Genomic DNA, 26529 nt, shown 5'->3' with positions numbered 1-26529 from the left:
GACTGCCGCCGCGCAGACTGTCGTCTGCGCCTCCCTGATTTTAACAACTCGGGAGCGATCTGGCTACCGCAGACTCAACGAGCAAGCCCTCGGTAAAGCAAAGGCGGCATTCTACTGGATTTCCCAGAGGAATGCCGCCTTTTTTTGCCTATGCCCTGGCGCTGGCGGCTAGCCTTCTTTTGCGGTCGCCGGCGCCGGCTTCTTGACCCGGAACCAGGCCGCATACAGGGCCGGCAGGAACAGCAGAGTCAAGGCCGTCGCCAGGATCAGGCCGCCCATGATGGCCACCGCCATCGGCCCCCAGAACACGGAGCGCGACAACGGGATCATGGCCAGCGCGGCGGCGGCGGCCGTCAGCACGATGGGACGGCAGCGGCGCACGGCCGAGTCGATGATGGCGTCCCATGGTGCCGAACCATCGCGGATGTCTTGCTCGATCTGGTCGACGAGGATCACCGAGTTGCGGATGATCATGCCGAACAGCGCAATGACGCCCAGGTTGGCCACGAAACCCAGCGGGCGGTGCAGCAGCAGCAAGGCAAAGGCGGCGCCCGCCACGCCCAGCGGCCCCGTCAGGAACACCAGCAGGGAACGCGAGAAACTGTGCAGCTGCAGCATCAGCAAGGTGAAGATGATGAAGATAGCCAGCGGCAAGTTCGCCGAGATCGACGCTTCCGCCTCGCCGCTGTCGGCCGCCACGCCCTTCACATTGATGCGATAGCCGGCCGGCAACTTGGCCCGCAAGGCGTCCAGCTGCGGCGCCAGCTGCGTCGACACGGTGGCGCCCTGGATGCCGTCGATCACGTCCGACTGCACCGTAATGGCCCATTCACGCTTGTCGCGCCAGACGACACCCGGTTCCCACACAAAATGCGCACGGGCCAGCTGCGAGATGGGCACGGACTTGCCCGTCGCCGTTGGAATATTCGTGTCATTCAACACGGAAATCGTCGCCCGCTCTTCCAGCGGCTGGCGCACCTGGATATCGATCAGCTTATTGTCTTCGCGGAACTGGCCGATGACCGTGCCCGACAGGATCGTATTGGCCGCCTGCATCACCGTTTTCGACGTGACGCCCAGCGCGCGCATCTTGTCCTGGTCCAGGTCCAGGCGCAATACTTTCACCGACTCATTCCAGTTGTCGTTCACGCCCAGGGTGTTCGGATTGGCGCGCATGATGTCCTTGACCTGGTCGGCGATGGCGCGCACACCGGCCACTTCCGGTCCCGTGACGCGAAATTGCACGGGATACGGCACGGGCGGCCCGTTCGGCAACAGTTTGACGCGGCCCCGCACTTCCGGGAAATCTTTCTTGAAGACATCGACGATTTGCTGGCGCAAGCGTTCGCGGTCAGCCAGGCTCTTCGGCAAGACCACCACTTGTGACACGTTGGTCTGCGGGAAGATCTGGTCCAGCGGCAAGTAGAAACGGGGGCTGCCCGTGCCGACATAGCTGGTGACGCTTTCCACGCCGTCGAGCTTGCCCACGAAGGCTTCGAATTTCTTCACCTGCTTTTCATTCGCGGCAAACGTCGTGCCTTCGGGCGACCACAACTCCACCATCAGTTCGGGACGGCTGGAATCGGGGAAGAATTGCTTTTCAATAAAGTTAAAGCCGTAAATGCCCAGCGCAAAGATAGCCAGGGTGGCGGCAATCGTCGTCTTGCGCCATTCCACGCACCAGGTGACGGCGCGGCGGAAGCGGCGGAAGTTCGGCGTATCGAACAATTCATGGTCGTTATGCGCGTGCGGTTTGACTTTCAGCAAGACATAGCCGATGTAGGGCGTGAAGACGACGGCCACCACCCACGAGATGATCAGGGCCAGCGCATTGACGGAGAACAAGGAGAACGTGTATTCGCCGGCGGCCGACTTGGCCAGGCCGATGGGCAAAAAGCCCGCCACCGTGATCAGGGTACCCGTCAGCATGGGCATGGCCGTCGACGTATAGGCGAACGTGGCCGCGTCGAAACGCGACATGCCCTCTTCCATCTTGCGCACCATCATCTCGACGGCAATGATGGCGTCATCGACCAGCAATCCCAGCGCGATGATCAGGGCGCCCAGCGAAATCTTGTGCAAGTCGATGTCGAGCAGGCGCATGAACAGGAAGGTGACGGCCAGCACCAGCGGAATGGTCAGCGCCACCACCAGGCCTGGACGCACGTCGATGCGCAGCGGTTTCGTGTGCAAGCCCAGCGCGACAAAGCTGACTGCCAGCACGATCAGGATGGCTTCGACCAGGGTATGCACGAACTCGCCCACGGAAGCGGACACGGCTTCCGGCTGGTTCGACACGCGCTGCAGTTCTATGCCGACCGGCAACTCGCTCTTCATGCGCGTGACCGTTGCCTGCAAGGCCTTGCCCATGTCGATGATATTGCCGCCCTTTTCCATCGACACGCCCAGGCCGATCACTTCCTTGCCGTTGAAACGCATCTTGTCCTTCGGCGGATCGATGAGTTCACGTTTCACGGTAGCAAAATCACCGAGGCGGAAGGTGGTGCCGTTGGCGCGCAGTTCCAGGTTTTCCAGGTCCTTGACGGTCAGCATGGCGCCCGTCACGCGCACTTGCAGATTGTCCGTCGGCGTCACCAGCACGCCCGTGGCGTTGATGCTGTTTTGCGCGGACAGTTGCTGCACGATGGCGTCGAAAGGAATGCCCAGCTGGGCAAATTTCTTGTGCGAAAAGACGATATTGATCTTTTCATCCTGCACGCCGAACAGTTCCACCTTCGATACCTGTCCCACGGCCAGCAGTTCCTGGCGTACCTTGTCCGCGTAATCCTTCATTTCCGCGTAGGTAAAACCGTCGCCGGACAGGGCGAAGATGGAGCCATACGTGTCGCCGAACTCGTCATTGAAGAACGGGCCCACGACGCCGGCCGGCAAGGTGCCCTGGATGTCGCCGATCTTCTTGCGCACCTGGTACCAGGCGGCGGCCGTTTCCTTGGGCGGCGCCGATTCGCGCAGTTCCAGCAGGATCAGGGTTTCGCCCGGCTTCGAATAGCTGGTGATTTCGTCGATGTACGGCGTTTCCTGCAGCTTCTTTTCCAGCTTGTCCGTCACCTGCTCGGCCATCTGCAAGGCCGTGGCGCCGGGCCAGTACGCTTGCAGCACCATGGCGCGGAAAGTAAACGGAGGATCTTCATCCTGGCCCAGGCTGGCGTAGCTGAGCATGCCGCCGATCAGCAGCACGGCCATCAAGTAACGCGTCAGCGGGATGTGTTCGAGCGCCCAGCGCGACAGATTGAAGCCGCCCTTCATTTGACCGCACCCACGCTGACGGCGGCGGCACCGGCGGCAGGCTTGCTGGCCAGTTCGGCGCCGAGGATGGTCACTTTCTGGCCCGGCTTGAGCAGGTTGACGCCGGCCGTGACCACGGTCTGGCCCGCCTTCACGCCCGAAGTCAGCAGCAGCTCATTGCCCGCCACGCCGCCCACTGTCACCGGCACCAGCTTCACGGCGCCGTTTTCCACCACCCACACGGAACTTTGCGATTTCTCATTGAACAGGGCCGTCAGCGGTACCTTGATCTGCGGCGTGGCCGTCTGCGAGGCGAACTGCACCACGGCCGTCATGCCCAGGCGCGCCTGCGGCGCGTCCGGGATGCTGACCTTGGCGATATAGGTGCGCGTGGCGGCATCGGCCACGGGCGACACTTCGCGTATCTTGCCCGGCAAGCCCTGCTTCGGGTCGGCCCACAGGCGCACCACCACATCCTTGACGCCGCGCAAGGTCTCGACCTTGTCTTCAGGAATGCCGATCACGACTTCCTTCTCGCCGCTCTTCGCCACTTGCACGACGGGCGCGCCGGGCGCCACCACCTGCCCCACTTCGGCCTCGATGCGCGTGACGACGCCATCGACGTCGGCCAGCAAGCTGGCATAGCCGGACTGGTTTGCCTGGCCACGGTACAGGGCCTGGGCCGCTTCCACGTTCGCCTGCGCCGCCTTGTAGGTGGCATCCTTGCCGTCAAGCACGGCCTGGCTGACGAAATTTTTCTCGCGCAAGTCCTGGTAGCGCTTCAATTCCGCGCGCGCCAGGTCGCGGCTCGTTTCCGCGCTGACGAGCGAAGCCTTGGCCTGCGCCTGCGACAGCTGCAGGTCGGCAGGGTCGAGCTGCATCAGCACTTGCCCCTTCCTGACGCTGGCGCCCACGTCCACCTTGCGCGCGACGATCTTGCCGCCCACGCGGAAGCCCAGCTGCGATACGACACGGGGCACGACCTCGCCCGACAGCTCGGCACTCACGTCAACATTACTGCTAGACAATACGATCGCGCGCACGGGGCGCACGTCTTCCACTTTGACGGCAGGCTTGGAACAAGCCGCCAGGGTCAGCGCCAGGGCGGCGGCGGCAATCAGCCGCAGGGCGGGAAGTGCGGGAGCGCCGGTCTCGCGGCGCAGGGTTTTCAGGGCAAACAAGGTATTTTCCTTTACTATGCGGGCTGCAATATTTTTATGCGGAGAAACTTTTTGCTTGTCCTTTGGGCCAAGCCAAACTTTTTCGCACGCGATATCCTTAAATTTGTGACAATATCAGCTTGGTCATCGCGGGGAGCGATTTTCCCCTAATGACTTTCTGGTTATTAATTATAATCGTGCGTAAAAGTTTTTAGTGACTTTTGCGTCATTAATCTTGAGACGTACAACGTCCGGCCCCATTCCAGCGTGTGAAGGTGCCGGACAAACGCAAGACTAGAGAAGTGTGTTCATGCCTGTAGACCATTACGAAAATTTTCCTGTTGCATCATTTTTACTGCCGCGCCGCCTGGTGCCCGCCGTCGAAGCCATCTATGCCTTCGCCCGCAGCGCCGACGACCTGGCCGATGAGGGCGACGCCACGCCGGCCCAGCGCCTGGCGGCCCTGCACGCCTATGAAGAAGCACTGGGCCGCATGGACCGCCACGAAGGCCATGCCGGCGAGAACGCCGCCATGTTCGAGCGCCTGGCCGCCGTCATCGCCAAACACCAGCTGCCGCTGAAGCCGTTCTACGATCTGTTGTCGGCATTTAAACAGGATGTGGAAACGACGCGCTACGCCAGCTATGACGATGTGCTCGATTACTGCGCCCGCTCGGCCAACCCCGTGGGGCTGCTGATGCTGCACCTGTATGGCGCGGCCGATGAAGAGAATGTACGCGATTCCGATGCGATATGTTCAGCTTTGCAACTAATTAATTTCTTGCAAGACGTCGCCATCGACCAGCAAAAAGAGCGCATCTACCTGCCGATGGAAGACTTGAGCCGCTTTGCCGTCTCCGCCGCCGCCTTCGAGCGGCCCGAGGCGCACGGCAAGTGGAGCGCCCTGATGCGCTTCGAAGTGGCCCGCACGCGCGCCCTGATGCTGTCCGGCGCGCCGCTGGCCCTGCGCTTGCGCGGGCGCATCGGCTGGGAATTGCGCCTGGTGGTGCAAGGCGGCTTGCGCATCCTCGAATGCATCGAAGCCGTCAATTACGACGTGTTCCGGCGCCGTCCCAAGCTGGAGAAACGCGACTGGGTGATCATTTTCTGGCGCGCCCTGCGCATGTCGCGCAAAAGCTTGCATCAAGAGACACAAGTAAAAACGGCTTTTCCCCCGTCGCCCACTCTGTAAGACGATAGAATAGCGGCTTCGATCTGCAACCCTTGCTCTTTTGACTATGTCTCCCGACGAATACTGCCAACAAAAGGCCGCCCAGAGCGGCTCCAGCTTCTACTACAGCTTCCTGTTCCTGCCCGCCGAGCGCCGCAAGGCCATCACGGCCCTGTACGCCTTCTGCCGCGAAGTCGATGACACGGTCGATGAATGCACGGACGAAGCCGTGGCACGCACCAAGCTGGTCTGGTGGCGCAAGGAAGTCAAGGCCATGTACGAGGGCATCCCCACGCATCCCGTGATGCGCGCGCTGGAACCGCATCTGGCCGTGTATCAACTGGAAGAAAAGCATTTGCAGGCCATCATCGACGGCATGGAAATGGACTTGAACCAGACCCGCTACCTCGATTACCAGGCCATGAGCCGCTATTGCTGGCATGTGGCCAGCGTGGTGGGTATCTTGTCGGCCAGCATCTTTGGCGCGACCCGCCCGGAAACCCTGCTGTACGCGGAAAAACTGGGCCATGCCTTTCAGCTGACCAACATCATCCGCGACGTGGGCGAAGATGCGCGCAAGGGGCGCATCTATTTGCCGATCAGCGAATTGCAGCAATTCAATGTGACGGCGGCCGACTTGCTGAACGCGCGCCACAGCGAAAACTTTGAAAACCTCATGCGTTTCCAGGTGGCGCGCGCGCAAAAGGCGTATGACGAAGCTTTCGCGCTGTTGCCAGCCGAGGATCGCCGCGCCCAGCGTCCGGGCCTGATCATGGCCGCCATCTACCGCACCCTGCTCAACGAAGTCGAGCGCGACGGCTACCACGTGCTGAAACAGCGCATCTCGCTCACGCCGATCCGCAAACTGTGGCTGGCCTGGAAGACCTGGGTTCGTGGCTAAGCCTATCGTGAAGCAACGCTACGCCGTCATCGGCGCCGGCTGGGCCGGTTGCGCGGCGGCCATGGAACTGGCGCGCGCCGGTCACCCGGTGACCGTCTTCGAGGCGGCGCGCACCCTGGGCGGACGGGCGCGCCGCGTCGAGAGGGAAAACACCGTGCTCGACAACGGCCAGCATATCTTGCTGGGCGCCTACACGGAAACCTTGCGCCTGATCAAACTGGCGGGCCAAGACCCGGACGAACTGATCCTCACGCTGCCCCTGCAGATGCGCTATCCGGCCGGGTCCGGGGGCATGGATTTCATCGCCCCCCGCCTGCCCGCGCCGCTGCACCTGGTCTGGGCCCTGCTGCGCGCCACGGGACTATTGCGCGCCGACAAACTGGCCCTGATGCGCTTTTCCACCGCCATGCGGACGATGGGTTGGCAGCTGTACAACGATTGCACGGTCAGCGAATTGCTGCAGCGCTTCGACCAGACGGACACTTTGTGCCGGCTGATGTGGCACCCGCTGTGCCTGGCCGCATTGAATACCCCGCCCGAGCGCGCCTCGGCCCGCGTCTTCCTCAACGTGCTGCGCGATAGCCTGGGCGCCAGCCGCCGCCGCGCCTCGGACATGCTGGTCCCGAAGGCGGACCTGAGCAGTGTCTTGCCAGACGCGGCCGCCCGCTATGTGGAACAACATGGCGGTGCAGTGCGCACGGGCGCCAAGGTGGCCGCCCTGCAGGCGCTGCCCGACGGCCGCTGGCGGCTCGATGACGGCGTCGACGATGGAGATATCTTTGACGGCGTCATCGTCGCCACCTCGTCCGTGCAAGCGGCCGGCCTGCTGCAAGGCTTGCAGGACGCGCGCCTCGATGACGTTATTGCCAAAATGCAAGCCTTCACGCCGGAAGCGATCAGTACCTGCTACCTGCAATACGACGCCTCGGTGCGCCTGGACTTGCCGTTCTACGCCCTCGTCGATACGCCGGCGAACCGGCACTGGGGCCAGTTCGTCTTCGACCGGGGCCAGCTCGACAGCAAACAGGCCGGCTTGCTGGCCGTCGTCATCAGCGCTTCCGGCCCTGCCGCCGAGCAAGGTCACGGGCCGCTGGCGCAAGCCATCGCGGCGCAGCTGGCGCAGGTGTTGCAGCGCCCTGCCCTGGCCCAGCCCCTGTGGACCCAGCTGATCACGGAAAAGCGCGCCACGTTCGCCTGCACGCCGGACCTGGCGCGCCCCGGCAACGCCAGCGGCGTGCCGGGCTTGCTGCTGGCCGGCGACTACACGGCGAATGATGACCGCACGCAAGACTATCCGGCCACCATCGAGGCAGCCGTGCGCAGCGGCGTGGCGGCCGTGCGCAGCGGCGTGGCGGCCGCCAAGGTCGTCACCACGGGCAAGGCGGCAAAGTAGACTTGACGGTGCATCCTCCCCTGGCGTCGCTCGCCCCCGCGAAATTGCATTCTGTCGCACCGCGCTGGTGCGCTCGCGTGCGCTTGGGTACAGTCTGATCATCGACAACGGCCATGCCACGGGGAATACCATGCACACTACCTTGCACTTGAAAAACAGCTTGAAAGCCCTGGCGCTGCTGGCGGGTGTGGTGCTGGCCACCTTGATCGTCATGCAGGTACAGCAGGCGCCACAGGCACCGTTGCTGCTGAGCCAGGCAAGTATGTTGCTGCCGGCCATGGGCTGAAGCGGCGGACAGGAAGAATATGATGAACAAGCAAGATTATCTCGACGCGCTGCGGCGCGCACTGGCAGGCTTGCCACCGGACCTGGTGGCCAAGACCCTCGATTATTACGAACAGACCTTCATCGAAGGCGCTGCGGCCGGCCGCAGCGAGCACGAAATCGCCGACGACCTGGGCGACCCGAAAAAAATCGCCCTCACCTTGCGCAGCAGCACCCATCGCCAGGCTTTCGAGCAAAAGAAAACGCCCGTCAACCTGCTGCGCCTGCTCGTCTCGCTGGTGGGCCTGGCCATCTTCAACCTGTTCATGGTCGTGCCTGCCGCCGTCTACGCGGCCCTGCTGGCCACCCTGTACGCCGTCGGCCTGAGCTTTTACCTGGCCGGCATCGCCATCACGGCCAGCGGCTTATCCGGCGCCAACGAACTGGTGCTCGACGGCCCCCTGCGCCACGTCTTCATCCATGACGATGACGGCGGCGAAGGCGGCGAACGGCGCGAAACGCGCATCACCATCGGCGACACGGGCATCGAAGTCGACCACGTGCCCGGCCCCGTCAAAGCCGAGTCCGCACCCGAGGCACCGGGCGCCTCATCGCGCATGATGGAGCGGGCCGAAGCGCTGGCCGGCGGCGGCATCCGCATCTCCACCGACATGGACCGCGATGCGCGCACCACGCAAACCGTGTTTGGCGTGGGCATGCTGCTCGGCGGCATCGCCATCTTCCTGCTCAGTCTGGTCGTAACGCGCTACACCTTGATCGGCATCAAGCGCTACGTTGCCATGAATGTTTCCCTGCTCAAAGGTCACTAGAAAGGCTGCCATGAAACGCTTGCTCAAAGTTGGCCTGTCCATGCTCTTGCTGGCACTGGTCCTGATCGCCATGTCGTATGCGGCGCTGCGCGCCAAGGGAATCAGCAATCCCAGCAGCGCTGCCGGCCGCGCCGTGCGCAGCGAAACGCGCCCGATTTCCGCCGATATCACCAGCATCGACCTGGCCGGCCCCATCGACCTGGTGCTGCGCCGCGGCGCCACGCCATCGCTGAAGGTCAGCGGCGAACAGCGTTTGCTGTCGAACGTCGACACCACGCAGGATGGCACGACCGTGCATATCGGCCCGAAAGGCATGCTGTTCCACCATCGCCAGCCGCTGCAGGTGGAACTGGTGCTGCCGGCCCTCGTGCGCGTCGAAGTGCACGGCAATGGCGACAGCAAGATCACGGGCTTTTCCGGCGACAGTTTCATCCTGGAATTGACGGGTTCCGGCGACGTCAGTTTCACGGGACGCTACAAGCAGGTACAAGCCACCGTCAACGGCAGCGGCGACCTCGACATCAATGCCGGCAACAGCGACAGCGTGGTGCTGGAAATGGTGGGCTCCGGGCGCATCGCCGCCAGCGGCAACACGAAATTCCTGCGCGCCGACCTCAGCGGTTCAGGCGACATCGATGCCGAGCACCTGGCCGCCGACAAGGCCAGCGTCAGCCTGCAAGGCTCGGGCACGAGCACCGTCTTCGTGCGCGACGCCGCCAACCTGACCCTGCGCGGCAGCGGCGACATCCACGTCCACGGCAACCCGCGCCAGCGCGAGACGCAGAAAAGCGGCTCGGGCGAAATTACTTGGCACTAACGTTCTCTTCCAGCCATGCCACGGCCTGCTCGCCGGCCGCCTTGCCTTGCGCCAGGCAGGCCGTCAGCAGGTAGCCGCCCGTCGGCGCTTCCCAGTCCAGCATTTCCCCCGCCAGGAACACGCCCGGCATGGCGCGCAGCATGCTGCCGTCGATGCCTTCGAAGTCCACGCCGCCGGCGCTGCTGATGGCTTCATCGATGGGGCGCGGACGCTGCAAGGTGACGGGCAGCAGCTTGATGGCGGCGGCCAGCTTGGCTTCGTCGGCAAAGTCTGCCGCGCTCAGGCATTCGCGCAGCAAGCCCGATTTCACGCCCTTGATGCCCAGGCGGCTGTTCAGGTGGCTGGACATGGAGCGGGCGCCGCGCGGGCGCGTCACTTCTTCGAACACGCGTTCATGACTGTGGTCGGGCGCCAGGTCGAGCCAGATGGTGGTGCTGCCCTCGGCGGCGATCTGCTCGCGCAGCGCGGCCGACAGCGCGTAGATCAGGCTGCCCTCGACGCCGCCCGCCGTGATGACGAACTGGCCCTGGCGCTTGATCGTCAAGCCATCGATATCGCGCGCCGTGATGGCCACGGTGGCCAGCGGCTCGCCCGCATGACGGCTGCGGAAATACTCGCTCCAGTCCACGTCGAAGCCGCAATTGGCCGGCGCCAGGGGCGTCACGGCCACGCCGCGCCCTTGCAGCAGCGGCACCCAGGCGCCGTCCGATCCCAGCCGCGCCCAGCTGCCGCCGCCCAGCGCCAGGATCACGGCGTCGAAAGCGAATAGCCGTTCGCCATCCGGCGTGGCGAAGGCCAGCTGGCCGTCTTGCCAGCCCGTCCAGCGGTGGCGCATGTGAAATTGCACGCCCGCTTCGCGCAGGCGGTGCAGCCACGCGCGCAGCAAGGGCGCCGCCTTCATGTCGGTCGGGAAGACGCGGTTCGAGGAGCCGACAAAGGTTTCCACGCCCAGGCCGTGCACCCAGTCGCGCACCTTTTGCGGGCCGAACTGGTCCAGCGCCGGTTTCACCCGGTGCGCTTGCCTGGCGTAGCGCGAGACAAAGGCCTGGTAGCCCTCCGCATGCGTGATATTCATGCCGCCCCGCCCCGCCAGCAGGAATTTGCGGCCGACGGATGGCATGGCGTCGAACAGCTCTACCCTGGCTCCCTGGTCGGTGGCCGCCTGGGCGGCCATCAGGCCGGCGGGGCCGCCGCCGATGACGGCGATGTGAAACGGAGGGGAACTGGTTTGGGTCATGGCGAGCTGGAAAGACGGTGAAAACCCCGGCATTTTAGTCGAGATAAGGCCGGCGGATGGCAAGAAGGCCGAAAAATGATGCATACTGCGCGGACATGCTGCAGCGATCGGCACTTCGACTTCACGAGACAACGCGACGACAAGAGGAGAAACACATGGGCGCAGGATTCTGGATTTCCCGTTATTTGCTGGCCAGTTCGATTTTATTCATCATCCTGACGGTGGTCGAGTACAGCAAGGGCACCACCAGCCGCGCCGACATCCTCAGCGCGCTGGCCTGGTCGCTGGTGGCGTCAGCCATCTTCATCGGCTCGAAATACTGGCGCTACAAGAAAGCCATCGCCTGCGCCACCTGCGGCGATACCACGGCCAGCAAGCCGAAAACCAAGGCGCCATGAAAAAACGGCCACTTCGATGAAGTGGCCGTTTCATTTGGCGCGCAGGATCAGCCGCCCGTCACGGGCGGGAAGAACGCCACTTCGTCGCCGTCGCCTGTCACGGTATCGGCATCGCACATCACCTGATTATGCGCCACGCGCAGCGCGCGGCCCTGCGCCAGCGCATATTCCCAGTTGCCGCCGCGCGCGATCAGCAGGGCCCGCACCTCGCCCACCGTCAGCGGCCCGGCCACTTCCAGTGCTTCCTGGCCCGTGCCCACCAGCTCGCGCACGCTGGCAAAAAATCGCAGATTGATCTTCATCAAGACTTCCTTAGTACAGCAATTCGTTAAACGGGATAAACCGCAGCATGTCGCCGCGCGCGATCGACAGCCCCGGCGGGCAATCGATCAAGCCGTCGCCCCACACGGTGGACGTCAGCACGCCCGAACTCTGGTTGGCGAACAGTTCCAGCTCGCCTTCGTCATTGACTTTGGCGCGCAGGAATTCGTTGCGCTTGTCCGCCTTCAGGCGTTCAAACGCGGCCGGCAGCTTGTAGCTGCGCGGCGCCAGGCTCCCCGCCACGCCCTGCAGGCGCAGGATGAACGGGCGCACGAACAGCAGGAAGGTGACGAAGCTGGAGACGGGATTGCCGGGCAAGCCGACAAAGAACGCGTCCTGCACTTCGCCGAAGGCCAAGGGTTTACCCGGCTTGACGGCGATCTGCCACATGTTCAGCCGCCCTTCCGCTTCCACGGCCGGCTTGATATGGTCTTCCTCGCCCACGGACACGCCGCCCGAAGTGATGATCAAATCATTGCCCTGGGCCGCCTGGCGCAGCACGGCGCGCGTCGCTTCCAGGCTGTCGGGCACGATGCCCAGGTCCGTGATCTCGCAGCCCAAATTTTCCAGCAGGCCGCGCAAGGTAAAACGGTTCGAGTTGTAGACGGCGCCCGGCACCAAAGGCTCGCCGGGCATGGCCAGCTCGTCGCCCGTGAAGAACACGGCCACGCGCAGCTTGCGCAGCACCGGCACTTGCGCCAGGCCCACCGAGGCGGCCAGGCCCATTTCCTGGCTGCGCAGGCGCCGGCCGGCGCCGAGGATTTCGCCGCCGGCGCGGATATCCTCGCCCTGGCGCCGCACCCATTCGCCGGCGTGCGGCACGTGGTTGACCGTCACCACGCCATCGAGCACGCTGCACTGCTCCTGCATCACGACGCAGTCGGCGCCGTCCGGAATCAGGGCGCCCGTGAAGATGCGCGCCGCCGTCCCCGGCTGCAGGGGCTGACCCACGTGGCCGGCCGCGATGCGCTGCGACACGGGCAGGCTGGCCGCGCCGCTGGCGCAATCCTGCGCGCGCACGGCGTAGCCATCCATCTGCGTGTTGTCGCGCTCGGGCACGTTCAGGGTCGACGTTTGCGCGGCCGCCAGCACGCGGCCGTTGGCGCGCATGGTGTCGACCAGCTCGACGTCGGCCACCGGGCGCGCCGCGCCCAGCATGAAGGCTTGCGCCTCGGCCACCGACAGCATGGGTTTACGTACAGTGCTCGCGTCTGTCATCACAGCCCCGTATTGGCGGCGATGTACGCCTTCATTTTTTCCACGTCCGCATCCATCACGACGAACTTTTGCGGCAAGTCTTCGATGTTTTCGAAGCCGGCCGGGCGCTCCGCGTCCACGCCCAGCGCTTCGAGGATGGTTTCGTTGAACTTGGCCGCCAGCGCCGTTTCCAGCACGATCATCGGCACGTTCGGTTCCAGGTGCTCGCGCGCCACCTTGATGCCGTCGGCCGTGTGCGTGTCGATGGTGATGCCATAGTCGTCGGCCACGTCGCGGATGGTGTCGAGGCGGTCCTGGTGCGTGGACTTGCCCGACTTGAAGCCATATTTGGCCACCAGCTTGAACTCGTCGCCATCGCTGCCCGGCTTGCCGGACAAGTCGAAGCCGCCGTGCGTTTCCACTTTCGTGAACAGCGCGCGCACGCGCCCGCTGTCGCGGCCCACCAGGTCGTAGACGAAGCGCTCGAAGTTCGACGCTTTCGAGATATCCATCGACGGGCTGCTCGTGTGGTACGTTTCGGCGGACTTGCGCACGCGGTAGACGCCCGTGCGGAAGAATTCGTCAAGCACGTCGTTTTCATTCGTCGCGGCCACCAGTTTCGAGATGGGCAGCCCCATCATGCGGGCGATGTGGCCGGCGCAGATATTGCCGAAGTTGCCAGACGGCACCGTGAACGACACTTTCTGCTCGTTGCTGGTGGTGGCCGCCAGGTAGCCGCGGAAGTAATACACGACCTGCGCCACGACGCGCGCCCAGTTGATGGAGTTGACGGTGCCGATCTTTTGTTTCGCCTTGAACGGCAAGTCGTTCGACACTGCTTTGACCATGTCCTGGCAATCGTCGAACACGCCTTCGACGGCGATGTTGTAGATGTTCGGATCTTGCAGGCTGAACATTTGCGCCGTCTGGAAGGCGCTCATTTTCTTGTGCGGCGACAACATGAAGACGCGGATGCCCTGCTTGCCGCGCATCGCGTATTCGGCCGCGCTGCCCGTGTCGCCCGACGTGGCGCCGAAGATATTGAGTTCGGCGTCGTGCTTGGCCAGCGTGTATTCGAACAGGTTGCCCAGCAGCTGCATGGCCATGTCCTTGAAGGCCAGGGTCGGGCCGTTCGACAGGGCCTGCAGCATCAGGGTGGTCGATCCGCCCTTGACGACGTTTTCTTCCAGCACGCGCAGCGGCGTGATGTCGGCCGCGTTTTCGCCGGCGCGGGCGTTCTTGTAGACTGCCTTGGTATAGGTTTTCGCCGTCAATGCCTTCAGGTCCGCGGCCGGGATATCGGTGGCGAACTTCTTCAGGATTTCGTAGGCCAGGTCGGCATACGACAATGTGCGCCAGGCGTTGAGCTCGGCACCAGTGACTTGCGGGTAGTGTTCAGGGAGATACAGTCCGCCATCGGGGGCCAGGCCGCCCAGGAGGATGTCGGAGAATTGCTGCGGATTCATTGGCGCTTTATCAGCGCGGGTAGACACGTAGTGCATAGATTTGAAGAGTCCAGTTGAGCTGAGTGCGGTTGATCATGAATGGCAGCGGATATTATAGTGCCAGCCGCCGTCCAAGGCGAATCGCGTGGCGCACGCCGGTTGCCGGCGTGACAATTGGAGAGCCATGCTGTTGTCAAACCACACATAATGCTTGAGATCAAGGCAGGTGGACATGGCCTGTGTGCGCACTGGCGCGCGCCGCCAATTTGCGCCACACTGCAGCTGTTACCCCGGAGCGGGGCCACTATGGAGTCGAAAACCGGCCATGTCGCTGAGTAAAAAACCGTATTTGCAAAGCGCCGCGCTGCGCCCTGACGCCGTCGTCGACCTGGACCACTATCCGTTCACCATTCCCGCCATCCGCGATTTCGTGCACATGGACTTCCACCGCGACGTGACGTTTTTCGTGGGCGAGAATGGCAGCGGCAAGTCGACCATGCTCGAAGCGCTGGCCGTGGCCCTCGGTTTCGGCAAGGATGGCGGCACGCGCAACGTGCGCATCGCCCTGCCGTCGGACGCGGAATCGGGCTTGCATGCGCACTTGCGCCTGAGCAAGAGCTATAAAAAACCCGAGGACAGCTATTTCCTGCGCGCCGAAAGCTTTTTCAACGTCGCCACCTACATGGACGACATGCCGGAATACCTGGCCAGCTACGGCGGCAAGTCGCTGCACGCGCAATCGCACGGCGAGGCATTCATGGCCACCCTGATCAACAAACTGCGGGGAAAAGGCTTGTACCTGTTGGACGAACCCGAGGCGGCCCTGTCGCCCAGCCGCCAGATGGCGGCATTGTCCGTGATCCACCAGCTGGTGCAGGACGACTCGCAATTGATCATCGCCACCCATTCGCCCATCCTGCTGGCCTATCCGAATGCGAAAATCCTCAGTTTTACGGGCGGCGGCATCCACGAAGTGGCGTATGAAGACACGGAACACTACGCCGTGACGCGCGATTTCCTGAATAACTACCCGAGAAGGCTGGAGCAGCTGTTTGAGGAGGAGTGAGGGTGATGGCTTGCTGCCATGGTGATGTCGGCTTACGCCTGTTTGAGGAGGAGTGATGCCATAAGGCGCAGCGGAAATCTGGGTCAGACGGGGACGCCGAGTCCCGGCGGGTCTGACCCCGGCACTTAGCAGGCTGCATGGTTGACGGTGATTACATGCACGGCCAGCCCGCCCAAGGACGTTTCCTTGTACTTGTCCTGCATGTCCGCGCCTGTCTGGCGCATGGTTTCGATGACTTCGTCGAGGCTGACAAAGTGCGTGCCGTCGCCCTTCAGCGCCAGCGAGGCGGCCGTGATGGCTTTCACGGCGCCCATGCCGTTGCGCTCGATGCAGGGAATCTGCACCAGGCCGCCGATCGGGTCGCACGTCATGCCCAGGTGGTGTTCGATGCCGATTTCGGCCGCGTTTTCAATTTGTTCATTGGTGCCGCCCAGGGCCGCCACCAGGCCGGCCGCCGCCATGGCGCAGGCCACGCCCACTTCACCCTGGCAACCCACTTCGGCGCCCGAGATCGAGGCATTGCGTTTGCACAACATGCCGATGGCGGCCGCCGTCAGCATGAAGCGGCGCACGCCGCCGACCGGGTCGCTGGGACGGCAATCCTGCGCGTAGTAGCGCAGCACGGCCGGAATGATGCCGGCGGCGCCGTTGGTCGGCGCCGTCACCACGCGGCCGCCCGCCGCGTTTTCCTCGTTGACGGCCATTGCGTACAGGCTGACCAGGTGCACGGCGTCGTGCGGCAAGTCGTTGGCGCGGTTATCGGATGCTTTCGCTTCCTGCGCCAATCGCCACAATTTTGCGGCGCGGCGCTTCACGTTCAAGCCGCCCGGCAGGTTGCCCGTCGTTTCCAGGCCGTGCGCGATGCAGTCGCGCATGACGTGCCAGATACGGTCCAGGCCCTCGTTCAATTCATCGTCGCTGCGCTTGACGCATTCGTTCGCGCGCAGCATTTCCGGGATCGACAGGCCGCTTTCCACGCCGTGCGCCAGCAACTGCTCCATGGTGTCGAAAGGGAAGACGACCCGCGCGCTGGCGGCCGACTCCACGGCCGCTTCGGCTTGCGCCTCGCCCGCTTCGCGGATAAAACCGCCGCCGATCGAGTAATACACCTTGTCGACCCGGCTGCCGTCCGCCAGTTTCACGGTAAAGCGCATGCCGTTCGGATGTTCGGGCAGGGATTCGCTCTTGTGCCAGATCAAGCCCGTGGCGGCCGTAAACGGCACCACGTGCGTGCCCAGCAAGGCAATCTCGCCGGCCGCCTCGATGGCGGCCAGCTTGGTGTCGACGGCATCGGGCGCCACGTCTTGCGGCGTCTCGCCCATCAGGCCCAGAATGACGGCTTTGTCAGTCGCATGGCCCACGCCCGTCAGCGCCAGCGAGCCATACAGGGCCGCCTCGACGCCCACTACCTGGTCCAGCGGACCGTATTCGACCAGAAAACGCCGCGCCGCCACCATCGGCCCCACAGTGTGGGAACTCGACGGCCCGATGCCGATCTTAAACAGGTCAAATACGCTCATGTCCATGTAGTGTCTCTTTATATTAGTATGTTTTTATGCAAGCGGGTTCGTACTTCAGGCAGCCTTGGCCGCATGGCCCACATCGACATTGGCCAGCATGTCCGTGACCATCTGCTCGACGCCGATCTGCGCCTTCCAGCCCCAGTCGGCGCTGGCCTTGCTGTCGTCCAGGCTTTGCGGCCAGCTGTCGGCGATGGCCTGGCGGCTGTCCGGCTTGTAGCTGATCTTGAAGTCCGGGACCATGCGCACGATGGCCTTGGCCAGCTGCTCGGGGTTGAACGACACGCCGGCCACGTTGTACGAGGAGCGGATCTTGATTTGGGCCACAGGCGCATCCATCAGTTCGATGGTGGCGCGGATGGCGTCGGGCATGTAAATCATCGGCAAAGTGGTGTTCGCATCGAGGAAGCAGTCATAGCGCTCGCCGCGCAAGGCCGCATGGAAGATGGCGATGGCGTAATCGGTGGTGCCGCCGCCCGGAGGCGATTTGTAGCTGATGATGCCCGGGTAGCGGATGCTGCGCACGTCCACGCCGTACTTGTTGAAGTAGTACTCGCACAGACGCTCGCCGGCCAGCTTGCTGATGCCGTACATCGAGGTCGGGTCCATCACCGTCATTTGCGGCGTGTTCACCTGCGGCGTGTTCGGGCCGAAGGCGGCGATCGACGACGGCCAGAAGATGCGCAGCGGCTTGCCCGCTTCGCCCCGCTCGCGCGCCAGCTCCAGGATATTGAGCAAGCCGTCCATGTTCAGGCTCCACGCCTTCAACGGCGCCGCTTCGCCCGTGGCCGACAGCATGGCCGCCAGCTGGTACACCTGGGTGATGCCTTCGTCGGCGATGATCTTCGCCAGGCCGTCCTTGTCCAGCACATTCAATTGCGCATAGCGCTTGGCCTGGTACAGATTATTCGTGCCGATGTCGCTGGCGATGACGTTGTCCGCGCCGTGCTGCTGCGCCAGTGCGCCCACCAGTTCACTACCGATTTGGCCGTTTGCGCCAATGACTAAGATGCGTTCCATGCTATTTTCCTGAATTCTTGTTAGTTGGTAGTGGTCGTGGCGGTCAGCAAACCGAGTTCCTTGCCAGCCTGCTCGAAGGCGGCCAGCACTTGCACCAGCTGTTCGCGGGTGTGGGCGGCCGACAGCTGAACGCGCACCCTGGCCTGGCCCATCGGCACGACCGGGTAGAAGAAGCCCGTCACCAGCACGCCCAGTTCATACAGGCGGGCGGCGAATTTCTGCGCCACGGGAGCGTCGAACAGCATCACGGGAACGACGGGATGGGTGCCCGGCTTGATGGTGAAGCCGATGCGTTCGATCTCGCTGCGGAAGAAAGCCGTGTTTTCATGCAGGCGGTCGCGCAGTTCCGTCGACTTGGCCAGGCGCTCCAGCACCGACAGCGAAGCGCCGGCAATCGATGGCGCCAGGGTGTTCGAGAACAGATAAGGGCGCGATTTCTGGCGCAGGGTGTCGATGACTTCCTTGCGCGCCGACGTGAAACCGCCCATGGCGCCGCCCAGGGCCTTGCCCAGGGTGCCCGTGATGATGTCGATGCGGCCCATCACATTGTGGTGTTCGTGCGTGCCGCGGCCCGTCGCGCCCATGAAACCGGAAGCGTGGCATTCGTCGATCATCACCAGCGCGCCGTACTGGTCGGCCAGGTCGCAGATCTTGTCGAGTTGCGCGATCGTGCCATCCATCGAGAATACGCCGTCCGTGACGATGACTTTATGGCGCTTGCCGGCGGCGACGGCCGCTTTCAGCTGCACTTCCAGGTCGGCCATGTCGTTGTGGGCGTAGCGGTAGCGGCCAGCCTTGCACAGGCGGATGCCGTCGATGATGGAAGCGTGGTTCAGCGCATCCGAGATGATGGCGTCGTTTTCATCGAACAGGGGCTCGAACACGCCGCCGTTGGCGTCGAATGCCGCCGCGTACAAAATCGTGTCTTCCGTGCCCAGAAAAGCGGAAATCGCCTGTTCCAGCTCTTTATGCACGGTTTGCGTGCCGCAAATGAAGCGCACGGACGACAGGCCGTAGCCATACTTTTGCGTGGCGGCAATAGACGCTTCCTGCGTCTGCACGTCGCCGGACAGGCCCAGGTAGTTGTTCGCACACATATTGATCAGGGTACGGCCATCGTCGCACACCACTTCAGCGCCCTGGCGCGAGGCGATCACGCGCTCGGGCTTGTACAAGCCCTGTTGGCGCAGTTGATCGAGATTCTGTTGCAGACCGCTGAAAAAGGTGTTCTTCGCTTGCTCGCTCATGATGATCCTTGTGTGTCCCTGTTGTATGTGTGCTATCCGGGTGAGCTCAGTTGCCATAGGGAAAAGCGTCCGCTTGACCGGTGCGCGCACAATGCTGTACCGTGAAGCGCTGTTTGAAGTCTACACGTTTCCGTGTTTTTCCTCAAAATCCACTATTTCGAACTGAAATTCAATATAGTGGATATTACCCAAGCCTTTTGAACTTTGCAAGCCACCTGCCGATGAAAACCAGCGTTTCGACCAATTCTCCGCCCGAAGTGGGCGCCACCCTGCAACGGCTGCGCCTTGCGCGCGGCCTGACACTGGAGGATTTGTCGCGCATCGCGGGCGTCTCGAAGTCCATGCTGTCGCAGATCGAGCGCGAAAAGGCCAATCCCACCATCGCCATCACGTGGCGCCTGGCCAACGCCCTGGGCGTGCAGATCGGCGAATTGCTGTCCAGCGCGGAAAAAGCCGTGGAAACCATCCGCATCACGGACGCCCACGAAACCCCCACCCTGCCCGGCGACCACGCGGGCTACGTGCTGCGCATCCTGGGGCCGATGGAACTGGCCGGCAAATATGAATGGTATGAGGTGACCCTGGCGCCGGGCGGCGAACTGGCGTCGCAGCCGCACGATCCGGGTACCACCGAGCATTTGACGGTGATCCATGGCAACCTGGAACTGGAAGTGGGAACGGCGAAGAAAAAGGTCAAGAATGGCGGCACGGCCAGATATCCGGCGGACTTGCCGCATACGATACGCAACCTGGGCAAGACGGAAGGAAAAGCGCTGCTGGTGGTGATCCACCGCTAGTGGCCACCAGCAACGCGGCGTACGGCTCCGGCGTCAGGCCTGGCGCTGACGTCTTCTGCTGACAAAGCCGAGCAATGCCAGGCCGCCCAGCAACATGCCATAGGTTTCAGGCTCCGGCACGGCGCTGAGCGGGTCGAGGCGGATCACTTCACAAAAGCGGTCGTTGCAGCGGCTGGCGGCGATCTGGCCAGCCTCGTTGATGCCATTGACTTGCAGATTGCGCCAGCCTTCCATGCCATCGACCAGGTCGGCCAGCATATAGGTGTTGCCATTCATATTGATAATGGATTCCGCACCTGAAAGGCTGATGCCCACCACGTTCCCTTTGCCATCGATCCCGAGCGCTTCCGACATGGAGTTGATCCCGCTCCAGCTGCCGTCCACCATCTTGAAGGCGCGGTAGGGAACCGGCCAGGGGGCATTGCGGAAGTACTGGTTGAACACGATTTCCCCTGCATTGTTAATCCCTCGCATATTCACCTCGGCGTCTCTGATCGTGGGCGTGATGTCTCTCATCACACCATTCTCATAGAGATAACCGTGCTGCTTGCCGCCGGCCGTCAAGGAGTTGCCGACGATGACCCCATGATCATTGATTGCTGAAACACCACTCCAGGCGCCGCCCAGCGTACCGAGGGGAGTAATGCCCGATGCGGAATCGTACAGATAGGCGTTGGTGCTGCTGGCCTTGGTCTGGCTGTCGACCACGGTGGCGCCAAACGCGACTTTCCCCGACGCATTAACTTGACCGCCCCACGACACCTGGCCGGGAATATCCAGCGACGTCAGAGTGTTGCCCGACTGCAGTTGCATGTGCAAGGTGCCATCGGCGGCGGTGGAGCGCAGCAGCAAGTCTCCTGCAATATTGCCGCCACGCAGCATATTCGTTGCCTGAGCCGCAGGCACGGCCGTCACTGCCGAGCCTGAGGTGCCGTACCACATGTCCACGCCATTCAGCTGAACATAGCCATACAGTTCGCCCAGCGCCGTGATGCCGCCCCACTGCAAACGGCCAGTCGAGGGGAGCGCAAACGTTGTCGAAGAGAAAATCGGTGCAGGTGCAGGCAGGATTTGTGCAAACGCCGTCGTTGTCGCAGCGCTCAACAGCAAGAAACACAGGGTTTTATGTATCGGTTTCATTGTCAATTTTCCAATAAAATTAACAAGATAATCGATAATATAAAAAAGGTAAACCTTTTTGACAACTTTGATGCAAGATAAGCATTGATGGCTCCCCTTGCAGCGGCCAGCAGTGTGCAATAAGCCCTTATGCCCATGCTAAGATTTCGGACTAGACAAGATTTCCACTGCCCTTCATGGAGCCTTACCGATGACGATTTCCGACAGCACCACCACCTTCCACAACAAGAAAGTCGTCCAGTACGACCCTGACCTGCCCTTCGACGCCTCGCCCGACATCGTCTACCGCCTGTCGCTCGAGTACGACGACAAGCGCAAGATGGACGAGCTGATCGCCGGCTTCCTCGCCAAGGCGGACCGGAACGCGCTCGCAGCGCTGATCATCGGCATGTGGGGCGATCCGTACGAATCGGGCGCCGACGAAGTGATCGCCGCGCTGATCGCCCACGCGCCGCAACTGCCCAATGTGCGCGCCCTGTTCATCGGCGACATGACGTACGAGGAATGCGAAATCTCGTGGATCGTGCAAGGCAGCTACAAGCCCCTGCTGGACGCCTTCCCGCAGCTGGAAGAATTGCGCATCCGCGGCGGCAATGAGCTCGTCATCGAACCGTTCGCGCACCAGCACCTGCGCCGCTTCACCATCGAAACGGGCGGCCTCGATCAAAAGATCGCCGAAGCGCTGGCGCAATCGAGCATGCCGCAGCTGGAACACCTGGAACTGTGGCTGGGCACCGAGGAATACGGCTTCTCGGGCGACGTCGACCTGTACCGCAAGGTGCTGGCGCAGCTGACCGTGCCGACCCTGCGCTACCTGGGCTTGCGCGACGCGGAAATCGCCGATGACCTGGCCGTGTGGCTGGCGGAAGAGCCGCTGGTGGCGCAGCTCGACACGCTCGACCTGTCGCTGGGCACCATCGGCGACCTGGGCGCCGTGGCCGTACTCAATCACACGCAGCTGGGCAAGCTGAAACGCCTGGACCTGTCGCACCATTACATCTCGGAAGAAAACCAGGCCAAGCTGAAGGCGCTGCCCTTCGAGGTGGTGCTGGACGACCCGCAGGAAGCGGACGAAGACGACGGCGAAAGCTACCGCTACGTGGCCGTGGGCGAATAAGCGGAGTCTTTTCCTTTGGCTACACCCCTCATCCTGCTGGCCAGCGCCGGCAGCAAGCGCGTGCGCCTGATGCAGGCGGCGCGCGCGCAACTGCGCCTGCCGCCCGCGCAGGTGCTGGAATGGCGCGACTGGCTGGCGCGGCCGGCGCTGCTGGCAGACGCCTTGCGCCAGCCCGGCCTGTTGAAGATCGAGCCGCCCGGCGACGATCCTTCTGCCCATTTTCTCTTGCTGCAGGCGGGCTGGCGGCGGCTGGACCGCGCCCCCGCGCGTGCGCCCGAACATGGCGAGCTGCTGGCCATGGATGCGTGGTTTGCGGGCTTTGCCAGCGCCATGCAAGACCTGGCGGGGCAACTGGCGGCTTTGCCGGCAATACGCGTCTTCAATGCGCCGGCCGAGATTGTCCGCATGACGGACAAGCTGGCCTGCCAGCGCCACCTGGCCGCGCACGGCGTCGCCATTCCCGCCCTGCTCGGCCCCGTGCATGGCTACGAGCACCTGCAAGCGCTGCTGCGCCAGCATGACCTCGACCGCGTGTATCTGAAGCCGCGCTACGGCTCGTCCGCGTCCGGCGTCGTCGCCTACCGCAGGAACAAGGCGGGACGCCAGCAAGCCACCACCTCGGCCGCCCTGCAGCATGGGGATGGCGCGGCGCGCCTGTTCAATGTCAAGCGCATGGCGCGCTATGACACGCAGCACGACATCGCCGCCCTCGTCGACGCGCTGGCCGCCCAGGAGCTGTATGCGGAAACGTGGCTGAACAAGCCGCGCTGCGGCGACAGCCACTACGACCTGCGCGTCGTGACCCTGGCGGGCCAGCCCGCGCACCGGGTGGCGCGCATCGGACGGCACATGATGACCAATCTGCACCTCGACAACCGGCGCGGCGAGGCATCCGGCCTCTTGAACGCAGCCGACCTGGCGGCACTGGAAGCGGCTGCCGCCCAGGCCGCGCGCGCCTTCCCCGCCAGCCATGTGACGGGCTACGACCTCGTCGTGCGCCAGGGCCAGGCCCACGTGCTGGAAGCGAACGCCTTCGGCGACCTGCTGCCAGGCCTGCTGTGGCAAGGCGCGGACACCTATGCGGCGCAATTGACGCAACTGACACATGCTTAAAGATACACCGGACACACCGGCCATCCCCGACATGCACGCCATCGTCGGCAGCCACGATATCGTCTTCCTCACGCTCGACACCCTGCGCTTTGACGTGGCCCAAGCCCTGTACGAGGCGGGTGAATTGCCCGTGCTGGGACGTTTTTTACCGCCGGGCGGCTGGGAACGGCGCCACTCGCCCGCCACGTTCACCTATGCCGCGCACCAGGCCTTCTTCGCGGGCTTTTTGCCCACGCCGGCCGCGCCGGGCCGCCATCCGCGCCTGTTCGCCAGCGCGTTTGCGGGCAGCGAAACAACGTCGCCCGACACGTTTACCTTCGCGGAAGCGGACCTTCCCGCCGCGCTGGCCGCGCGCGGCTACCGCACCATCTGCATCGGCGGCGTGGGCTTCTTCAACAGGCAAACGGCGCTGGGCACGGTGCTGCCGTCGCTGTTCCAGGAAAGCCACTGGAGCGCGGGCATGGGCGTGGCCAGCCGCCATTCGACGCAAAAGCAGGTGGCGCTGGCCATAGCCCGCCTGGCGGATGGCGATCAGCGCACTTTTTTGTTCATCAACGTGGCCGCCCTGCACACACCGAACCGCGCCTACCTGCCCGGCTGCCGCGCCGATTGCCTGGACAGCCACGCGGCAGCCCTGCGCTATGTCGACGGGGCGCTGGCGCCCCTGTTTGCCGCCTGCGCCGCGCGCGCGCCCACGTTCGCCATCGTCTGCTCGGATCACGGCAGCGCCTATGGCGAAGATGGCTACCGCGGCCACCGCATCGCCCACGACAGCGTGTGGAACGTGCCGTATGCGCACTTCTTCATCGTCCCCGATACACCTCCCAAGGAGTCCCCACCGTGAACCCAGCCGAACAACCTGGCACCCTGGCGCAGCGCATGCGCCACACGCCCTATCAGGCGTATTCGTATTCGTATCCGCACAAGGCGGCCTACCGCGCCTTGCCGCAGGCGGCGCCGCTGGCGCCCCTGTGGGCGCGGCAAGACCGCTCCGCCCTGTTCGCGTACATCCATATTCCGTTTTGCGAGATGCGCTGCGGCTTTTGCAACCTGTTCGCCATGGCCCGCCCCAGCGCCGACATGGTCGAACGCTACGTGCGGCAAGTGCTGGTGCAGATGCGCGCACTGGCCGGCGCGCTGGGCGAACGGCGCTTCGCCCGCTTCGCGCTGGGCGGCGGCACGCCCACCTATCTGTCGCCAGACCAGCTGGATACCTTGCTGTGCGGCGCGCGCGACATCCTCGGCATCGATTTGCAGGCCACGCCGGCCGGCATCGAAGCGTCGCCCGAAACCATCACGGCCGAGCGCCTGGCCGTCTGCCGCGCGCACGGCATCGACCGCGTCAGCCTGGGCATCCAGAGCTTTGCCGCCGGCGAGATGCGCGCGCTGGCGCGTCCCCAGCAAAACGCCACCGTCCATCACGCCATCGGCCTGATACGCGCGGCCGGATTTCCCACCCTGAACCTGGACCTGATCTACGGCATCGCGGGGCAAACCGTCGCCAGCCTGCTGGCGTCCATCGACAGCGCGCTGGCCTTCCGGCCCGAGGAAATCTATCTGTATCCGCTGTACGTGCGCGAGCAAACGGGCCTTGGCAAGATCGCGCGGCGCAAAGGCGCCGATACGCTGAACCCCATCATGCTGGCGCAGGACGGCGACAGCCGGCTGGCACTGTACGCGGCCGCGCGCGACCATTTGCGCGCGCAAGGCTATGAACAGGTATCGATGCGCATGTTCCGCGCTCCCCATGCGCCGGAACAAAACGGTCCCTCGTACTGCTGCCAGAATGACGGCATGGTGGGCCTGGGCGCGGGCGCGCGCTCCTACACGGCCAGCCTGCATTATTCGAGCGAATACGCGGTGGCACGGACAGAGACCATCGGCATCATCGACAACTACCTGGCGCTGGACGAAGTAAGCTTCGCGCAGGCCGAACACGGCTACGTGCTGGGCGAGGAAGAACAGCGCCGGCGCTACGTGATCCAGTCGCTGCTGACGGAACCGGGCCTGGACCGCGACGCCTACACGGCGCGCTTCGGCACGCGCTGCGAAATGGATCTGCCGCAGCTGGCCGAACTGCACGCGCTTGAGCTGGTGCAGGAGGATGGTCCGCTGCTGCGCCTCAATGACCGGGGCTACAGCTACGCCGACACCATCGGCCCGTGGCTGGCCTCCGAGACGGTGCGCGCGCTGATGGCGCAAGAGGGCCAGGCGTGCTGACAACGCAGCCTGGCACTTTGTCCCTGCTGTACCGGGGCACGCTGGCGAGCTGCAATTACGCCTGCGGCTACTGCCCGTTTGCCAAGAAGCGCGACAGCCGCGCCGCGCTGGCCCGCGACGCGTGCGAAGTGGCGCGTTTTACGGATTGGATTGCGCGGCAAACGCGCCCCATCGGCGTGCTGTTCACCCCCTGGGGCGAAGCGCTGGTGCGGCGCCACTACCGCGCGGCCATGCAAACCCTGGCCGCACTGCCGCACGTGCGCCAGGTGGCGCTGCAAACGAATCTGTCCGGCCCCCTGAACTGGCTGCAGGGGATGGATGGACTGGAAAAGATCGGCCTGTGGTGCACCTACCACCCGGACCAGACGACGCTGGCCCGCTTTCTCGAACGCTGCGCGCGCCTGGACGCCATGGGCGTGCGCTATTCCGTCGGCGTCGTGGCGATGAACGAGCACCTGGACGCCATCCGCGCCCTGCGCGCAGCCCTGCCCGCGCACGTCTACCTGTGGCTGAACGCGTATGACCGGCGTGGTCCCGGCTACTACGCGGTGGAAGACCTGGCCTGGCTGGACGCCGTCGACCCGTGGTTCGCGCAAAACCGGCGCCCTTCGCCCTCGCGCGGCAAGCCCTGTCTGGCGGGCGAGGCGTCGCTGTCCGTCGATGGCGACGGCGAGCTGGCGCGCTGCCATTTCGTGCCCGAGCGCCTGGGCAACCTGTACACGGACGACCTGGCGGACCTGCTGCAAGAGAAATCCTGCCCGCGCTTCAAGTGCGATTGCTATATCGGCTATGCGCAGCGCAAGGATTTGCCGTTCCAGTCCACGTTTGGCAACGGCGTGCTGGCGCGCATCGCGCCTTTGCACCAGACGTAAAAAAGCGCGGGCCAACGGCACCCGCGCTTTTTACCTG

General features: G+C 63.8%; 24 protein-coding genes. 14 read left to right on the top strand and 10 right to left on the bottom strand.

The window, feature by feature from the left end:
- Window positions 1-168: 168 nt before the first annotated feature.
- Window positions 169-3267 carry an efflux RND transporter permease subunit gene (locus O3299_RS05940; protein WP_099664143.1) on the bottom strand — a complete coding sequence of 1033 codons (3099 nt, stop codon included), beginning with the start codon at window positions 3265-3267 and terminating at the stop codon, window positions 169-171.
- On the bottom strand, window positions 3264-4427 hold the full coding sequence (locus O3299_RS05935; protein ID WP_099664144.1) for an efflux RND transporter periplasmic adaptor subunit: 1164 nt from the start codon (window positions 4425-4427) through the stop codon (window positions 3264-3266). The genes O3299_RS05940 and O3299_RS05935 overlap by 4 nt, the downstream gene beginning before the upstream one ends.
- A gap of 289 nt (window positions 4428-4716) precedes the next feature.
- Here O3299_RS05935 and hpnC point away from each other — a divergent pair, with 289 nt between their 5' ends.
- From hpnC to O3299_RS05905, 6 genes are all read left to right on the top strand, one after another.
- Window positions 4717-5598 carry a squalene synthase HpnC gene (hpnC, locus tag O3299_RS05930; RefSeq protein WP_305061754.1) on the top strand — a complete coding sequence of 294 codons (882 nt, stop codon included), beginning with the start codon at window positions 4717-4719 and terminating at the stop codon, window positions 5596-5598.
- A 46-nt stretch (window positions 5599-5644) separates the two neighbouring features.
- Entirely contained in the window at window positions 5645-6478 is an 834-nt protein-coding gene (gene hpnD / locus O3299_RS05925) for a presqualene diphosphate synthase HpnD (RefSeq protein WP_077403957.1), read from the top strand.
- Entirely contained in the window at window positions 6471-7871 is a 1401-nt protein-coding gene (gene hpnE / locus O3299_RS05920) for a hydroxysqualene dehydroxylase HpnE (protein WP_305061753.1), read from the top strand. Before hpnD ends, hpnE begins: the two co-directional genes overlap by 8 nt.
- 130 nt (window positions 7872-8001) lie before the next feature.
- Window positions 8002-8157 carry a hypothetical protein gene (locus tag O3299_RS05915; RefSeq protein ID WP_171985016.1) on the top strand — a complete coding sequence of 52 codons (156 nt, stop codon included), beginning with the start codon at window positions 8002-8004 and terminating at the stop codon, window positions 8155-8157.
- Between the two features lie 19 nt (window positions 8158-8176).
- On the top strand, window positions 8177-8965 hold the full coding sequence (locus tag O3299_RS05910; RefSeq protein WP_251348914.1) for a DUF1700 domain-containing protein: 789 nt from the start codon (window positions 8177-8179) through the stop codon (window positions 8963-8965).
- A 10-nt stretch (window positions 8966-8975) separates the two neighbouring features.
- On the top strand, window positions 8976-9782 hold the full coding sequence (locus O3299_RS05905; protein WP_251348915.1) for a head GIN domain-containing protein: 807 nt from the start codon (window positions 8976-8978) through the stop codon (window positions 9780-9782).
- On the opposite strand, the gene O3299_RS05900 is transcribed toward O3299_RS05905, so the two are convergent.
- Complete coding sequence (locus O3299_RS05900) at window positions 9769-11019, bottom strand: TIGR03862 family flavoprotein (protein WP_305061752.1); 1251 nt, start codon at window positions 11017-11019, stop codon at window positions 9769-9771. The two genes, O3299_RS05905 and O3299_RS05900, sit on opposite strands and share 14 nt — an antisense overlap.
- A 155-nt stretch (window positions 11020-11174) precedes the next feature.
- Here O3299_RS05900 and O3299_RS05895 point away from each other — a divergent pair, with 155 nt between their 5' ends.
- The gene (locus O3299_RS05895; RefSeq protein ID WP_099664150.1) at window positions 11175-11417 is read left to right on the top strand and encodes a hypothetical protein; all 243 of its coding nucleotides are present in this window, start codon (window positions 11175-11177) and stop codon (window positions 11415-11417) included.
- 47 nt (window positions 11418-11464) lie between these two features.
- Here the strand turns inward: O3299_RS05895 and moaD are convergent, their stop codons facing one another.
- From moaD to thrC, 3 genes are read right to left on the bottom strand one after another with little or no spacing between them, the layout of a single operon-like run.
- Complete coding sequence (gene moaD / locus O3299_RS05890) at window positions 11465-11719, bottom strand: molybdopterin converting factor subunit 1 (RefSeq protein WP_305061751.1); 255 nt, start codon at window positions 11717-11719, stop codon at window positions 11465-11467.
- Window positions 11720-11729: 10 nt separating this feature from the next.
- Window positions 11730-12956: a gephyrin-like molybdotransferase Glp gene (glp, locus tag O3299_RS05885; protein ID WP_305061750.1), complete on the bottom strand. Its 1227-nt coding sequence runs from the start codon at window positions 12954-12956 to the stop codon at window positions 11730-11732.
- Window positions 12956-14437, bottom strand: coding sequence for a threonine synthase (gene thrC, locus O3299_RS05880; protein WP_305061749.1), 1482 nt, complete (start codon window positions 14435-14437; stop codon window positions 12956-12958). Before thrC ends, glp begins: the two co-directional genes overlap by 1 nt.
- A 268-nt stretch (window positions 14438-14705) precedes the next feature.
- Here thrC and O3299_RS05875 point away from each other — a divergent pair, with 268 nt between their 5' ends.
- Entirely contained in the window at window positions 14706-15446 is a 741-nt protein-coding gene (locus O3299_RS05875; protein WP_305061748.1) for an AAA family ATPase, read from the top strand.
- Between the two features lie 125 nt (window positions 15447-15571).
- On the opposite strand, the gene O3299_RS05870 is transcribed toward O3299_RS05875, so the two are convergent.
- Genes O3299_RS05870 through kbl form a run of 3 tightly spaced genes read right to left on the bottom strand, consistent with a single transcriptional unit; the run spans window position 15572 to window position 19233 of the window.
- Window positions 15572-16972: an L-serine ammonia-lyase gene (locus O3299_RS05870; RefSeq protein ID WP_251348921.1), complete on the bottom strand. Its 1401-nt coding sequence runs from the start codon at window positions 16970-16972 to the stop codon at window positions 15572-15574.
- A gap of 48 nt (window positions 16973-17020) precedes the next feature.
- Complete coding sequence (locus O3299_RS05865; protein ID WP_099664155.1) at window positions 17021-17986, bottom strand: NAD-dependent epimerase/dehydratase family protein; 966 nt, start codon at window positions 17984-17986, stop codon at window positions 17021-17023.
- Window positions 17987-18006: 20 nt separating this feature from the next.
- On the bottom strand, window positions 18007-19233 hold the full coding sequence (kbl, locus tag O3299_RS05860) for a glycine C-acetyltransferase (protein WP_305061747.1): 1227 nt from the start codon (window positions 19231-19233) through the stop codon (window positions 18007-18009).
- A 221-nt stretch (window positions 19234-19454) separates the two neighbouring features.
- Here kbl and O3299_RS05855 point away from each other — a divergent pair, with 221 nt between their 5' ends.
- Window positions 19455-20030, top strand: a complete 576-nt coding sequence (locus O3299_RS05855) for a helix-turn-helix domain-containing protein (RefSeq protein ID WP_077403922.1) — start codon at window positions 19455-19457, stop codon at window positions 20028-20030.
- A gap of 33 nt (window positions 20031-20063) precedes the next feature.
- On the opposite strand, the gene O3299_RS05850 is transcribed toward O3299_RS05855, so the two are convergent.
- Window positions 20064-21170, bottom strand: coding sequence for a PEP-CTERM sorting domain-containing protein (locus O3299_RS05850; protein WP_305061746.1), 1107 nt, complete (start codon window positions 21168-21170; stop codon window positions 20064-20066).
- 190 nt (window positions 21171-21360) lie between these two features.
- Between O3299_RS05850 and O3299_RS05845 the strand changes: the two genes are divergently transcribed.
- Genes O3299_RS05845 through O3299_RS05825 form a run of 5 tightly spaced genes read left to right on the top strand, consistent with a single transcriptional unit; the run spans window position 21361 to window position 26492 of the window.
- Window positions 21361-22287, top strand: coding sequence for an STM4015 family protein (locus O3299_RS05845; RefSeq protein WP_305061745.1), 927 nt, complete (start codon window positions 21361-21363; stop codon window positions 22285-22287).
- 15 nt (window positions 22288-22302) lie between these two features.
- A complete protein-coding gene (locus O3299_RS05840) occupies window positions 22303-23400 on the top strand; it encodes an STM4014 family protein (protein WP_305061744.1) in 1098 nt (365 codons plus the stop codon).
- On the top strand, window positions 23393-24244 hold the full coding sequence (locus O3299_RS05835; RefSeq protein ID WP_305061743.1) for an STM4013/SEN3800 family hydrolase: 852 nt from the start codon (window positions 23393-23395) through the stop codon (window positions 24242-24244). The genes O3299_RS05840 and O3299_RS05835 overlap by 8 nt, the downstream gene beginning before the upstream one ends.
- The gene (locus O3299_RS05830; protein WP_305061742.1) at window positions 24241-25620 is read left to right on the top strand and encodes an STM4012 family radical SAM protein; all 1380 of its coding nucleotides are present in this window, start codon (window positions 24241-24243) and stop codon (window positions 25618-25620) included. The genes O3299_RS05835 and O3299_RS05830 overlap by 4 nt, the downstream gene beginning before the upstream one ends.
- Window positions 25614-26492: an STM4011 family radical SAM protein gene (locus O3299_RS05825; RefSeq protein WP_305061741.1), complete on the top strand. Its 879-nt coding sequence runs from the start codon at window positions 25614-25616 to the stop codon at window positions 26490-26492. Before O3299_RS05830 ends, O3299_RS05825 begins: the two co-directional genes overlap by 7 nt.
- The last annotated feature ends 37 nt before the right edge of the window (window positions 26493-26529 follow it).

The organism is Janthinobacterium sp. SUN176, assembly GCF_030587335.1.
Lineage (GTDB): Bacteria > Pseudomonadota > Gammaproteobacteria > Burkholderiales > Burkholderiaceae_D > Janthinobacterium > Janthinobacterium kumbetense.
This window is presented reverse-complemented; position numbering and strand designations above follow the sequence as displayed.

Coding starts and splice junctions, on each gene's coding strand:
- O3299_RS05940 (WP_099664143.1), bottom strand. CDS start 3,267: ATGAAGGGCGGCTTCAATCTGTCGCGCTGGGCGCTCGAACACATCCCG.
- hpnC (WP_305061754.1), top strand. CDS start 4,717: ATGCCTGTAGACCATTACGAAAATTTTCCTGTTGCATCATTTTTACTG.
- hpnD (WP_077403957.1), top strand. CDS start 5,645: ATGTCTCCCGACGAATACTGCCAACAAAAGGCCGCCCAGAGCGGCTCC.
- O3299_RS05915 (WP_171985016.1), top strand. CDS start 8,002: ATGCACACTACCTTGCACTTGAAAAACAGCTTGAAAGCCCTGGCGCTG.
- O3299_RS05910 (WP_251348914.1), top strand. CDS start 8,177: ATGATGAACAAGCAAGATTATCTCGACGCGCTGCGGCGCGCACTGGCA.
- O3299_RS05905 (WP_251348915.1), top strand. CDS start 8,976: ATGAAACGCTTGCTCAAAGTTGGCCTGTCCATGCTCTTGCTGGCACTG.
- O3299_RS05900 (WP_305061752.1), bottom strand. CDS start 11,019: ATGACCCAAACCAGTTCCCCTCCGTTTCACATCGCCGTCATCGGCGGC.
- O3299_RS05895 (WP_099664150.1), top strand. CDS start 11,175: ATGGGCGCAGGATTCTGGATTTCCCGTTATTTGCTGGCCAGTTCGATT.
- moaD (WP_305061751.1), bottom strand. CDS start 11,719: ATGAAGATCAATCTGCGATTTTTTGCCAGCGTGCGCGAGCTGGTGGGC.
- glp (WP_305061750.1), bottom strand. CDS start 12,956: ATGACAGACGCGAGCACTGTACGTAAACCCATGCTGTCGGTGGCCGAG.
- thrC (WP_305061749.1), bottom strand. CDS start 14,437: ATGCACTACGTGTCTACCCGCGCTGATAAAGCGCCAATGAATCCGCAG.
- O3299_RS05875 (WP_305061748.1), top strand. CDS start 14,706: ATGTCGCTGAGTAAAAAACCGTATTTGCAAAGCGCCGCGCTGCGCCCT.
- O3299_RS05870 (WP_251348921.1), bottom strand. CDS start 16,972: ATGGACATGAGCGTATTTGACCTGTTTAAGATCGGCATCGGGCCGTCG.
- O3299_RS05865 (WP_099664155.1), bottom strand. CDS start 17,986: ATGGAACGCATCTTAGTCATTGGCGCAAACGGCCAAATCGGTAGTGAA.
- kbl (WP_305061747.1), bottom strand. CDS start 19,233: ATGAGCGAGCAAGCGAAGAACACCTTTTTCAGCGGTCTGCAACAGAAT.
- O3299_RS05855 (WP_077403922.1), top strand. CDS start 19,455: ATGAAAACCAGCGTTTCGACCAATTCTCCGCCCGAAGTGGGCGCCACC.
- O3299_RS05850 (WP_305061746.1), bottom strand. CDS start 21,170: ATGAAACCGATACATAAAACCCTGTGTTTCTTGCTGTTGAGCGCTGCG.
- O3299_RS05845 (WP_305061745.1), top strand. CDS start 21,361: ATGACGATTTCCGACAGCACCACCACCTTCCACAACAAGAAAGTCGTC.
- O3299_RS05835 (WP_305061743.1), top strand. CDS start 23,393: ATGCTTAAAGATACACCGGACACACCGGCCATCCCCGACATGCACGCC.